This is a genomic window from Kineococcus aridisoli (genome assembly GCF_050871885.1).
GTDB lineage: Bacteria > Actinomycetota > Actinomycetes > Actinomycetales > Kineococcaceae > Kineococcus.
This window is the reverse complement of the sequence record NZ_JBJLSF010000048.1, coordinates 21,911-33,359: the sequence shown is the minus strand read 5'-3', so window position 1 is coordinate 33,359 and position 11,449 is coordinate 21,911. Positions and strand designations below refer to the sequence as shown.

Annotated in this window: 14 protein-coding genes and 1 pseudogene; 9 read left to right on the top strand and 6 right to left on the bottom strand. The window is 70.3% G+C overall.

Features of this window, described 5'->3' with window-relative positions:
• From ACRYM2_RS14070 to ACRYM2_RS14060, 3 genes are all read right to left on the bottom strand, one after another.
• The coding region (locus ACRYM2_RS14070) for a ThuA domain-containing protein (RefSeq protein WP_432523018.1) at window positions 1-295 on the bottom strand (295 nt) is incomplete at its 3' end.
• Between the two features lie 187 nt (window positions 296-482).
• A complete protein-coding gene (locus tag ACRYM2_RS14065) occupies window positions 483-1,685 on the bottom strand; it encodes an MFS transporter (protein ID WP_432523017.1) in 1,203 nt (400 codons plus the stop codon).
• A gap of 499 nt (window positions 1,686-2,184) precedes the next feature.
• The gene (locus ACRYM2_RS14060) at window positions 2,185-3,183 is read right to left on the bottom strand and encodes a tyrosine-type recombinase/integrase (RefSeq protein ID WP_432523015.1); all 999 of its coding nucleotides are present in this window, start codon (window positions 3,181-3,183) and stop codon (window positions 2,185-2,187) included.
• A gap of 482 nt (window positions 3,184-3,665) precedes the next feature.
• Here ACRYM2_RS14060 and ACRYM2_RS14055 point away from each other — a divergent pair, with 482 nt between their 5' ends.
• The 5 genes from ACRYM2_RS14055 to ACRYM2_RS14035 all read left to right on the top strand — a co-directional run bounded on the left by ACRYM2_RS14055 (window position 3,666) and on the right by ACRYM2_RS14035 (window position 8,343).
• Window positions 3,666-4,139 carry an AAA family ATPase gene (locus tag ACRYM2_RS14055; RefSeq protein WP_432523014.1) on the top strand — a complete coding sequence of 158 codons (474 nt, stop codon included), beginning with the start codon at window positions 3,666-3,668 and terminating at the stop codon, window positions 4,137-4,139.
• A gap of 302 nt (window positions 4,140-4,441) precedes the next feature.
• Window positions 4,442-5,044 carry a hypothetical protein gene (locus ACRYM2_RS14050; protein ID WP_432523013.1) on the top strand — a complete coding sequence of 201 codons (603 nt, stop codon included), beginning with the start codon at window positions 4,442-4,444 and terminating at the stop codon, window positions 5,042-5,044.
• Window positions 5,045-5,387: 343 nt separating this feature from the next.
• Window positions 5,388-6,086, top strand: a complete 699-nt coding sequence (locus ACRYM2_RS14045; RefSeq protein ID WP_432523012.1) for a hypothetical protein — start codon at window positions 5,388-5,390, stop codon at window positions 6,084-6,086.
• 606 nt (window positions 6,087-6,692) lie between these two features.
• Complete coding sequence (locus ACRYM2_RS14040; RefSeq protein ID WP_432523011.1) at window positions 6,693-8,051, top strand: outer membrane protein assembly factor BamB family protein; 1,359 nt, start codon at window positions 6,693-6,695, stop codon at window positions 8,049-8,051.
• A gap of 19 nt (window positions 8,052-8,070) precedes the next feature.
• Window positions 8,071-8,343 (top strand): hypothetical protein, encoded by a 273-nt coding sequence (locus tag ACRYM2_RS14035; RefSeq protein WP_432523010.1) that lies wholly within the window; start codon window positions 8,071-8,073, stop codon window positions 8,341-8,343.
• 81 nt (window positions 8,344-8,424) lie between these two features.
• On the opposite strand, the gene ACRYM2_RS14030 is transcribed toward ACRYM2_RS14035, so the two are convergent.
• Complete coding sequence (locus ACRYM2_RS14030; RefSeq protein ID WP_432523009.1) at window positions 8,425-8,874, bottom strand: DUF6508 domain-containing protein; 450 nt, start codon at window positions 8,872-8,874, stop codon at window positions 8,425-8,427.
• A gap of 57 nt (window positions 8,875-8,931) precedes the next feature.
• Here ACRYM2_RS14030 and ACRYM2_RS14025 point away from each other — a divergent pair, with 57 nt between their 5' ends.
• Genes ACRYM2_RS14025 through ACRYM2_RS14015 form a run of 3 tightly spaced genes read left to right on the top strand, consistent with a single transcriptional unit; the run spans window position 8,932 to window position 10,300 of the window.
• Window positions 8,932-9,711 carry a CAP domain-containing protein gene (locus ACRYM2_RS14025; RefSeq protein ID WP_432523008.1) on the top strand — a complete coding sequence of 260 codons (780 nt, stop codon included), beginning with the start codon at window positions 8,932-8,934 and terminating at the stop codon, window positions 9,709-9,711.
• Window positions 9,708-10,121: a hypothetical protein gene (locus ACRYM2_RS14020; protein ID WP_432523007.1), complete on the top strand. Its 414-nt coding sequence runs from the start codon at window positions 9,708-9,710 to the stop codon at window positions 10,119-10,121. Before ACRYM2_RS14025 ends, ACRYM2_RS14020 begins: the two co-directional genes overlap by 4 nt.
• Window positions 10,118-10,300 (top strand): hypothetical protein, encoded by a 183-nt coding sequence (locus ACRYM2_RS14015; RefSeq protein WP_432523021.1) that lies wholly within the window; start codon window positions 10,118-10,120, stop codon window positions 10,298-10,300. The genes ACRYM2_RS14020 and ACRYM2_RS14015 overlap by 4 nt, the downstream gene beginning before the upstream one ends.
• Window positions 10,301-10,364: 64 nt before the next feature.
• On the opposite strand, the pseudogene ACRYM2_RS14010 reads toward ACRYM2_RS14015, so the two are convergent.
• A pseudogene (locus tag ACRYM2_RS14010) lies at window positions 10,365-10,607 on the bottom strand (oxygenase MpaB family protein); the annotation flags it as partial.
• Here ACRYM2_RS14010 and ACRYM2_RS14005 point away from each other — a divergent pair.
• Complete coding sequence (locus ACRYM2_RS14005) at window positions 10,550-10,807, top strand: hypothetical protein (protein ID WP_432523020.1); 258 nt, start codon at window positions 10,550-10,552, stop codon at window positions 10,805-10,807. The pseudogene ACRYM2_RS14010 and the gene ACRYM2_RS14005 overlap by 58 nt on opposite strands.
• A gap of 250 nt (window positions 10,808-11,057) precedes the next feature.
• On the opposite strand, the gene ACRYM2_RS14000 is transcribed toward ACRYM2_RS14005, so the two are convergent.
• Window positions 11,058-11,417 carry a hypothetical protein gene (locus ACRYM2_RS14000; RefSeq protein WP_432523006.1) on the bottom strand — a complete coding sequence of 120 codons (360 nt, stop codon included), beginning with the start codon at window positions 11,415-11,417 and terminating at the stop codon, window positions 11,058-11,060.
• Window positions 11,418-11,449: the final 32 nt, after the last annotated feature.

The window sequence follows — 11,449 nt, the reverse complement described above, 5'->3', positions numbered from 1 at the left end:
TGCGGTAGGAGTCGGCGATGCCGCCGTGCCAGCCGGCCAGGCCGGTGCCGGCCTCGACGGCCGCGCGCAGGCCCTCGAACTCCTCCTTCTCGATGGTGTTCATCGTGTTGCACTGCACGACGAGGTCGACCAAGGCCATGACCTCGGCGTCGGCGTACACCTTCGGGGTGTCCACGACGTCCTCGACGCGCACGGTGAAGCCGTTCGCCTCCAGGTGCGGGATGAACAGGTCGGTGGCTTCGTTGGGGGAGTGCCCATCCCAGCCGCCGCGGACGACGAGAGCCTGGCGCGTCACGGGTGGAGGTTTCCCTTCGTGATCTCGGGTGTGGTGGTTCAGCTCCGGTGGCTTGCGCCCGGTAGGTCGCAGCCTGAGCGGCGGCTTGAACGTCGCGGTCTTGCACTGCTCAAGTCGCACTGGTGGCTCGTGCTCTGGCGTGACCGGGGAGGTGTCCGGCCAGCCCTGGCCGTGAGCTGTCGCCTCCTCAGGCGGACAGGCTCTGGCTGTTCGGCGAAGCACCAGCGGTCTTGCGACTCCGCACCGCGGGTGCCAGCACGGAGGCCAGCAGGACGGCGACCAGGACGACGATGAGGGCTTGGCGCAGGCCGACGGCTTCCCCGATAAAGCCCAGCAGGGGAGGACCGATGAGAAAGGCGACGTAACCCACGGTGGCGACCAGCGCCACGCGAGCGGCGGGGTTTTCGCCGGAATCCCCGGCGGCCGACAGCGCCAGCGGAAAGCCTAGCGAGGCGCCCAGGCCCCAGAGGGCGACCGCGGTCACAGCAACGGCCGCATTGTCCACGAAGATGACGCCGGCCAGCCCGAGGGCCCCAGCGACGGAGCTGGCTCGGACGACGTTGACCCTGGAGACTCGATCAAGGATCCAGGATCCGGCGAAGCGGCCCACGGTCATCGACGCTGCGAAGATCGCGTAGGTGATCGATCCCCAGGTCGGGGCCAGTCCGTGACCATCCACCATGACCAGGGGTAGCCAGTCGTTGGCCGTTCCCTCGGCGAAGGCCATGGCCAGAACGATGGCACCGATCATCACCAGGCCGGGGTCCCTCCAGACGGGACGCGCAGTGTGCTCCTGGGTGCTCACGGTCGGCCCCGACGGCGGCAGTCCTGCTCCGAGTCGGCCAACCACCAGGACGAATATGACCAAGGTCATGGTGGAGACGAGGACGAGGTGGATGACGACAGGGAAGTCGACTGCGGTCAGCAGGATGCCGAGGCTGGCTCCGATCACGGTTCCAAAGCTGAAGAAGCCGTGCATGGCTGGCAGGACCGCTCGTCCCATGCCCTGCTCGACGTCGGCGCCCTCGACGTTCAACGCGACCTCGCCTCCGCCCATGCCCAAGCCGAACAGGGCCAGACCCAGCGCCACTAGTGGCGCTACACCCCAAAGGGATCCCACGCCTGTGACCAGCATGCTCGCAATGATCGACACCGATCCCGCGACAATGATGGGTCGGGTGCCGAAGCGGGTGACCAGAGGACCTGAAGACAAGATGCCGAGCATGGACCCAGCCGACAAGCCCAGCAGCACCAGGCCCATCTGCGCCGTGGAGGCCTCCAGGGCGTCGCGGACTGCGGGTGTCCGGGTGACCCAGGAGGACAGGCTGAAGCCGGGAATGAAGAAGAGCGCGAACAGGGCGAAACGGCGGTCGCGCAAGCTTGTAGTCATGGGCTCTTCCGGTACGGGGCGAGGAGCGTGCACAGGCACGAGCTGGTTCGTGGCGGTGTCGCGGCATGCGCAAGACACGCAGCGGTTATGTGCGATCGCACGCACATTCGTACGATCGCACACTTCAACTTGAACCGCAACGAGCGCCGCTGACCGCAGGTCCGCTGTGCCCCGGCAGCGCGGGCGCCCGGACTGAAGGCCACCTGGGTGTCCAGCAGGTCATCGAGACTGGACCGGCGCTAGGCTCCAAACCCGGCCGAACGTGTGTGGAGGCTTCACCATGGGCGTGATGACGCGCCGTCCGCTAACTGCTGGCTTGAGCGCAGCAGCCCTGCTGACCTGAGCGGGCACCGCTCAGGCCACCCCTTTCTACCTCGACCGCCGCGACGCTCCACGGAAACAGCGCGACCATCGGCATGACCCTGAAGTCCATGACCATGGTGTCAGGCGCTCCGGCTCGTCGATCAACCCGCGGGCGCGAGGAGTCGCCGGCCCGACTTCAGCGCGCAACGCCGGGCAGCTGGGCGATGGTGCGGTACAGCGGGTTGCCGGCGGCCGCGGTGCGCAACTCGGTGGCGGCAGCGTCGATGTAGCGCTGGCTGGTGGTCAGCGACTGGTGCCCCAGCAGGCGCATCACCTCCACGGCGGAGCCGCCGGAGGCGACGACACGGGTGGCGAAGGTGTGGCGCAGAGCGTGCACCAGGGCGCCCTGGGGGACGCGGTCGTGGATGCCGGCGCGGCGGTAGACGCAGCGCACCAGGTACTGCAGCTGGTTGCGGGTCAGGGGAGTGCCGTAGGTGGAGACGAACAGGGCCGCGTCGCCGGGCAGGCGGGCGGCGGTGGCGAAGCGGTCGCGGCGGGAGTCGAGGTAGGCATGCAGCAGCTCGGCCATCACCGGCTCGATGGGCACACTTCGTTCGGCGTTGCCCTTGCCGCGCACGTGCAGGCGCGGCTCGTCCTCGGCGCCGGCCAGGTCGCGCACCCGCAGCTCCAGCAGCTCCGCGGAGCGCAGGCCCGCCACGAGCAGGACAGTGAGGATGGCCAGGTCCCGCTCGGGCCAGGGGTTACGCCCGGCGGTGACGCCGGCGGCGATGGCCTGCAGCAGCTGCTCGGGGGTGTCCTCACCGCGCAGCGCCTTGGGCTGGGTGCGCTCCGGGCGGGGGCGGGCGACACCGGACATGGGGTTGCCCTCGATGACGCCCTCGGTGACCAGGAAGGTACACAGCCCGTTCCAGGTGGACCAGGCCCGGCCGATGGAGGCGCGGGCGTGGTCGTGGGCGAACTCGGCGAAGGCCTGGCGCAGCGCCTTGAGGGTCAGGTGCTCGATGCGCAGCTGCTCGGGCTCGGTCTCGAGGACGTCGGCCAGGCGGCGGGCAAGACCGGCGACGTCGCGGCGCAACGCGGCGGTGGTGTTGGGGGAGTCCTTGCGGGGGGCGCGCGCGATCAGGTACGCGTCCAGCGCCGCGGTGAGGGAGCTGCCCGGCCCCAAGGTGTCCACGTCCAAATTGTACTACTCTCGCAACGGGTTTGCATCATATTGCCTACTATGCGGAACCGCTGGGACCGTTTTTCAAGGCGCCGTTCGGTGGGGGAGTGGTCGGGCGAGGCGGCGGGGTACCAGGGGCACCGGGGACCCCGGGGATCCCGGCCCGGAGGGGCCGGGGCGCCGCCTGACGCACCCCAGCCGGCGCCAGCTCGCGCCCGGACTGGACCGGGCGCAGTGGTGACGCACGGCCCCGCACGGACCGGGCTCGCCCCGACGGAGCCAGCCGGGCAACTGCTTGCGCCGGCGGTGACCACGCGGACGGGGAGGGATCCCCTCGCACCCCGTGCACGGCCCCAGCAGTTCAGCATATTCACGGTTATGCTTATTACGGCTGTGGAGAGCAGTCTTGAACCCTCTCGCCGCCCCTTTCGTCGCCCCTCTCGTCGCCCGTGGCAGATCCCCCTAGGAGGGCCTCGGTCTGCCACGATCACCAGGTGGCCGGTGCAGGCAGTACCTCCGCGCACCAACCGGAGGTCATGCTGCTGCGCGGTGTTGCCAGCTCCGGCAAGACGGCGCACGCCTTGACGCTGGCTGCGGCCGGTTACGAGCGGCTCTCGATCGACGAGGAGGTCTGGGCTCGCTTCGGCCGCTACGGCATCGACTACCACTCCGACACCTACGCCGAGCTCAGCGACTTGATCGAGGACCTGCTGCGGCAACGGCCGGTCACCCTGATCACGGAGGTCCGCGCCGTCGTGGTGGACTTCAGCTTCTGGCGGCGCAATGGCCGCGACCGGTACAAGCAGCTCGTCGAGGCCGCTGGCGGCCGCTCTACCTCCAGGTCGCACCCGAGGTGCTGCGCCGGCGCCTCGACGAGCGCAGCCACCGCTTCGACGCCAACGCCGCCGTCCCCATCGACGAAGCCATGCCGGCCCGCTACCTCAGCGACTCGAGGTCTCCGTCGGTGAGAGCGAAGAGGTCGTCACCACTACCGCGTGATCACTTCAGAGCGCCCACGCCCGCTCACCACTCCCCTACCCGACACGACTCCGCAGCTTTCGCCAGATGACGCAGGAGTGCCCGGGTCGCCCCGTAGCGTGGAGCCATGATCGGCTGGACCGGAGAGCGGCGCGGCACGCTTCCCTCGGTCAAGCCGCGCAGCCCGACGCTGGCGGGCGCATGAGTCGACACATCCGCAGTCAGCCCAGCCGTAGGGCACATTGCGTCCGATGGTGGGCGACTTCGTTGGCCGAGCAGTGGAAGGTGCGACATGGTCTTTGGACCTGACTGGCTGGACTGGGGCAACGTGCCCGCATGGGCTGGCGTGGGCAGCTTGATCTACGCAGGCAGCACTTTCGCCAGACAAGGCAAGGAACTGGCGAAGGAGAACAAGCGGCGACGAGAGCAGCAGGCGCGTCAGGTGCACGTCATCTCACCGCGCTGGGCTGGCCAGAGCGTCTACGCCGCCAAGGACGACGACGGCAACCCACTGGAGGATGCCTACGAGATCCACAGCCTGAAGCTGGCTGTCCACAACAGCAGCGGCCACCCCATCAGGCAGGTGCGCACCCACTACGTCATCCCCCCTGGCTACCAAGTAGCGAAGACGACAAGAGTTACCGATTCCGTGAACATCGGTCCGACCCGAAGGAAAGAGTGGTCAGAAACCGTCAAACCCGAACTCAACCCAAACCGCGTGATAAGCGACCCCGAAGCGGACGAGTGGGGACTCTTCCGACGTGAAGGCCTTCTTCCGCATGCCGTGGGGGAACTCCCTGAGGTGTGGGCGACGTTCGAGGACTCCGACGGGTACTTCTGGAAGCGATCGCTGAATGGCCGCCTAGAGGAGCTGAACGAACTGCCAGTGGAGTGACTACTGCTGCCGCACGAGGCAGCGAAGCTCGGTCCTCTCCAGTGTCAGACCCGCGCGCAACGATCCCATCCATGCCAGTCTTCGACAGCTTCGGAACCGACAGCCACGGCGCGAGGTGGACTTCACACCCGCATGTAGGCATGGAACTGAGGTGCGATAAGTGCTGCCCAGCGATAACGCCGGCGATCTGGTCCTGGGCCGGCACTGACGCAACCGGACGTCCGTGGCGTGCCCTGGTGTGCCAGGTGCACTTGCGGCGGCTGGACGAGGAGATCGCCGCACGCCGCGGCAGTGGAACTCTGGAACCGATCGCCTCCCCCGTGCGCTCCGACGAAGGTGCGCCGTGATGATCGGCTCAGGCTGGTTCCTGCTCGTCCTGTTGCTCGCACTGAACTTGCTCACCGTTGCCGCCGCGCTGCTCGCGGGGCTGCTGCTGCAGGTACTGAGGCCGTTCACCTCGGCGCGTCGACCCCCGGCAGTTCCCGGGTGCCCCGGCATGAGCATGAGCGGTTGCGTACGGCTGTGGTGGTGGGCGCAGACGGGTTTCCGCCACGGCATCCGACGTGGCAGCTGTTCCAGCCGTGCTTTCTCGCTTCTCCTGTGGGGGTTCTGGTGGGTGTACGCCCCGGCCCTGCTTGCAGCCCAGTTCGCCGTGGTCATGCGTCCATGGACGCGCTACTACCTCTCCCCCGCCCGCGATGCAGTGCTCGCCGTATCGGGACACCGGCACAGCTGGTCCATCGGCGACCACGCCTGCGCTCGACCCGGCACGCGGCAGGGCCGCGCGCTGCGCAAGCTGCTGCTGCCCATGTTGACCTCCTACGCCGACGAGCTCGGCGTGGCGATCACCACCACCGCCGCCGTGCCAGCCCTTGCAAGGATGTACGCCAAGGCATTGCCAGGGCTTGAAGTCACAGGCAGGGCACGCCCGCGCGGCTTACGGATGCGCCGCGAGCCGGAGCGCCACATCAACCTCACCACCCCTAAGCACTTGCCCTCATCGACCACCCACACCGCACCGACCGAGGAGACCGAAGCATGAGCCGCAACCACCCCGTCGCCGACCTGGTCATCGCTGAGCGCGCCAAGCAGTTGGCAGCTGAAGCCATCGAGCCCGCTCGCAGCGAGCTCGGCCGTCAGCTGTGCGCCGAGGAGGTCGAGCACCGCCTGCGGCGACAACCCCGGCGCGAGCAGCGAGGCCATCACCGCGGCCGCGAGCCAGTTGCTCGGGAAAGCCGAGAAGGGACGTCGCTGACCACCCATCCCCTCAGCCGCCCGCGCGCAGGTAGGCGCGCGGTGTGGCGCACACTAGGAAGCCCGCACCGCTCACAGCACAGGAGTCGAACACCGTGAACTAGCGCCTCGCCCACCGCTCCGTCGATGGCCAGGAGTCGCAGTACGTGGTCATCGACGCACCTACCAGCGCGGAGGCGATCGCCCAGCTGCGCGAGCAGATGCCCGCCGACCACCGCATCCTCTACATCATGGCCGTCGACCGAGGCGCACCCGCCGACGCGTGAGTCACCACGTCGGCACCGACTGCCACACTGGGGCCTGATCGAGGCACCGCTCCACGGGGCAGGCACGGCCCGCCCAGCGCCGGTGTGGTGCCGCCGAGGGACGTCGGAGAGGCAGCAGGATGCACCACGTGCACGTCAGGACACCGCGCCGGTCGCTGCGCCGGTCGATGGCGTTGACCGCAGCAGCAGCTCTCACCCTGGCCGCGGCCGGCTGCTCCTCCTCCTCCAGCGGGCAGCCCTCCGGCGCCCCCTCCCCCACCGGCGAGCCCACCGCCCAGCGGGCCTCCTTCGACCCGCCGGTGCGCTTCGACCCCGCCGGTGTCGCCCTGCCCGAGCAGGCGGCGGCCGGGAAGGTCTCCCTCGGCGGGCAGCTGGTGGACGACCTGGCCTTGAGCGTGCAGGACCTCACCGGCTACCTGACCACCGAGGCCGGCTTGCAGGTCGTCGACCTGGTCAGCGGCGAGGCCGGCGACCTGCACTCCCCCACCGCCCCCGTGGTGCCCACCTCCGGCAACCCCAGCCCGCTGAGCGCGCCGGCGCTGGTGCGCTCGGACACCACCTCCCTGGCCGTGGCCGCCTTCGTCGTGACGCAGCCGGCGTCCGGGACCACCCCGGAGCACCGGGTCGTCGAGGTGCTCGCGCTGGACACTGCCACCGGCGAGCAGGCGTGGCAGGTCACGCTGGAGCTGCCGCAGTGGGCGCAGGAGGACTCTGGGTCCGCACCAGTGGTGAAGGTCCTGGCCGCCTCGAGCACCAGCAGCCCCGCCGGTGAGGCCGCGACCCCCGACGGCGAGGTGGTCGTCACGGTCGACGGCGGTTGGAAGCAGGCGATCACCTGGGGCCTGATGCCCGAGGGTGGTCAGCAGCGCTGGCAGCACGAGGGGCTGTTGCAGGCCACCCGCATCGGCGACGTCGTCCTGGGCAACCAGGCCAACAGCCGCGACAACGGCCTGCTGAGCGCGCTGAACGCCGCCGACGGGACGCTGCGCTGGCAGGCCCCCGCCGGCACCAGCCTGGTCAGCGCCTCGACCGTCAGCCCCACCCTGGCCGGGGTCAACGTCAACGACTACGCCTCCGGCGACAACGTCTTCCAGGTGCTCAACGCCGGCACCGGCACGGTCACCGACACCATCCCCACCGGGCGCACCGGCATCACGCTGGCCTGCCACGACGACGGCGCCGGCACCGGGGTGTGCGGCACGAACGCAGGCGCCGCCGCCTCGGCCGTCATCGCCTACGACGGCTCCGCCGGCACCCGGCTGTGGAACCTGCCGCAGGACGGCTCCCCCCGGGTGGCGCCGGCGCTGAGCACCGCCTGGCACGGCGCGGTGTACGGCACCACCGCCAACGGTCCCGTGGTGCTGGACGCGAAGACCGGCGCGGACCGTGAGGTCTCCCCTGGCGCCGCGCCCGTGCTCGTCAACGACCGGGTGGGCATCGCCGTGGACAGCGAGGGCAGCGTCAGCGCCTACACCCCCATCGCCTGACCGCGCAGCAGCGGTCGAGTTGAGCGTCCAGCTGCTCGACCGGGAAACTGGCGGCATGACGCAGGCCGATGCGGTGCGCTCCTGGTGGGCCGACGCGGACCAGACCACCCGCAACCGCGCGCTGCGGCTGCGCGAGGATGACCTGCTGCCAGCCGACATGCAGCAAGGTCTGGCGATGGCCGGGGTGACCGTGGTGCCGATCGGCCACTCCCCCATCGACGGGCAGCCGGAGGGCTACGAGATTCCCGCGCTGCTGTGGCAGCTGCTGGAAGGTGTGCGGAAGCTGTACTGAGCTGCCTGCGATGAACACACCCGGTGGCGACCGCGGCAGATCGACACCACGGCCGCTCCAATCCCGAAGCAGTGGCGGAGTTCAGCCAGCGCCCGCGGCGTGCTCCCGGCGCCAGGCGCTCATGTTCTCCAGCGCCGCACCGATGCTGCCGCGGCGCAGCTGCGCATCCAACGCACCCTCGACGAAGCGGTCGCTGCGGATGACGGCCACCACGAAGCGGACCGCGTCAGCCACCGGCGCCCGCCGCAACGCCTCCACCTCGGCGTAGGTGTCGCGCCCGTGCCAGTGCGCCCAGTTGAAGGGCAGCAGCACCCCCGCACGGCCCAGCTGATCCAGCAGCAACTCAACGCCGTCGCTGTAGACCATGAACGGCATCTGCACCACGCCCGGGCGGGACTCCTGCCCACCGCCCCAGGCGTTGCCGGCGATCGAGGCCGGCAGCACCGCAAGCGAGGCCTCGACCTCTCGCCAGGCCGCTTCGGGCACCGCTGCCAGCGCCGCCTCGTAGTCTCCGTCGCCGGGCTGCTGCACCAGCTCAGCGTAGGCAGCGGGACCGGGGCAGCGGATCGGTGACGGTGCGCTGCCCGGGTGATCCGCGGCGCCGGAGCCACCCGGACGGCCCAGCAGCGCCTCAACGCACCCGTCGCGCCTGCCGACGCTGCCCTCATGGCCCGCTCTCAGCACCACCCCCGCCGCGCCCCTCGCATCGCGGCCGCCTTCGCGCTGGCCGCGGCCACCCTCGCCGGCGCCGGTGTCGTCGAGGTCGCGCAGCCCGGCGCCAGCGCGCAGGCGGCGACCGTGCTGACCCCGGCCACCCCCATCGCCACCCAGAAGCAGCAGATCCTCGACGGCATTAACGCTAAGCGGGCCAGCCTCGGCCTGGCTCCGGTAGCGCACAACACCAAGATCGATGCCGTGTCCCAGGGCTGGGCCGACACTCTGGGGGCCAACGGCACCACCAACCACAACCCCAACTTCCACGCCGAGGTGCAAACCGTCAGCGGCTGCCAGAGCAGCGGCGAGATTCTCACGATGGCCGGCGGCAGCGATCCGAACAATGTGGGGGACGGCAACCAAGCCGTGCGCGCGTGGGTGGGCTCTCCCAGCCACTACGCCATCCTCACCAAGGCCGCCGCCACGGAGATCGGCATCGGCATCGCCTACGTCAAGGGCTACGACGCGCTGATCGGTGCGGAGTCCTACCGGACCTACTGGGTGGCCAACTTCGCCGCCTGCGGCAGCACGCCCGCTCCCGTGACGCCGCCCTACGTGCCGCCGTTCACGCCCGTTCCTCCTGTGGTCACCACCCCGCCGGTCACAGCGCCTGCATCCGTGATCGTCGAGCGGCGCATGCGCACCGTGCGTTGACCCGTGTTTCCTCGAAGGCGATGTTGAGCGAGCATCGGGTGCGGCTGTTGCCCGGCGATCCGCGGGACATGGTTCCCTCCGCGGTGCGCTGGGCGCGCACGGTCCTGCGGGCGGTGGCTGATGTGCCGGCGGCGGTGCTGCAGCGCCCGTCCAGGACGTCGTTGACCGCGGTGATCTGGGTGCTGGCTGCGGCCGCCGACTACGAGGACCGCATCCCCGCCGACCACACCGCCGCGCTGCTGGCCGGGGAAGCCGGTGTGGGTGCGCGCGTGTGGCAGAAACGCACCGCGTGGCTGCGTCAGCACGGCTGGTTGCAGCACGGCAGCGGCGGCCCGCACGACGGGTGGCAACTGACCACCCCCGCCACCGTCCCCGCCGCGAGCGGCGCCCAGTGCACCGGTGCGCCGTGAGGACCCGCGACGCGCAGGAAGCCGGCCTGGCGCAGCTGACCTTCACCGCCGACCAAACCGGCATCTTCGACCCGCCGCCCTGCCCGGGATGCGGACAGAGCGAGTGGTGGACCTTCTACCGCGATCCGCGCGATGGGCTGTGGCGGTTGTCGGTGGGCCACTGCAGCACCTGCCCCTGACAACTACCCGCTGACGACTCACCCCTGGCGAGCAACCGCGGCGACCGCGACACCGAGTCCGCACACGGGCGCACTCGCGTTCGGCCATCTGCGCGGAGCCGACGGTGCCCACCGCCAGCCAGCGGGCGGTGCCCACCAGGCGCCCGCAGGGGTCGGTGCGGTAGGCGGAGTGCTCCCGGCACCCGGCCCTCCCCCGCCTCCTCGGGGTGTCGCGCGACGGCGCCCGGTGGCGCCGGGAAACCTGGACGTGTGCCTGCTTCTGACCTGGTCGCCACGCTGCACGACGACGTCCTCGTGCTGACCACAAGTAGCGGGCGGGAGTTCACCCGCCTGCCCGTGGACGACGGGATGGACACCGCGGAGGCTCTGGAACTCATGGAGGTCGGCGCCGCGCCGCTGCGCCTGTTGTGGTCGTACGAGGAGCTGGATCACGCTCTGGAACGGGGCGGCTTCACGCGTGTCGGCCCGTGGCGATTCGGCCCGGCAGCCGACGTCACAGCCGGCTGATCGGACCCGTCGAGGGGCTACTGCGCGCCCGGGTGAGCGGCTCGGCGCGGCCATGTCCTGCGGTGTCGCCGTGTGCTTGTCGCCCGTGCTCATGCCGATGTGAGGCTGTGCACGGCCAGCGGAGGTGCTGGTGAGTCGATGAGCAGTGGTGAGCTGCTGGCGGTGTGCAGCCGGGCCGGTGGGTCCCGCTGTCCACCTGTGGGCGGGACGAGCAGCGCAGCGGTGGGAGCTCGTGCCGTCCCCAGGTCGGTCAGGGGGCGCCCCACGCCTCCTCGCCGTCCTCGTCGTCCTCCGCGGTCGTCGGTTTCGAGTCATCACTGCTCGCAGGTTGCCGCGCGAGCTGGCCCAGGTCGCGGCTGACGTCAGCAACGGGCACCCACACGCGGTACATCCGCCCCTGAGACCGCACCGCAGGGTCCGGGTGCGGGAAGAAGCAGTCCACCGCCCGGGGCGTCCACGCCGATGCCCAGCCGAGCACGTCACCGGCGTAGCCGTCCTTGAAGCGCGCAGTGATGCGCACCTCGATGCGCTCCTTGGGCACGGTGACGTCGGGCCCCCGGTCCTCCCACGGCGCGCTGCCCCCGTAGACAATGTGCGGGTCGACAGTCATCGAACAAGCGTACGATCACGCCGCAGCGCAAT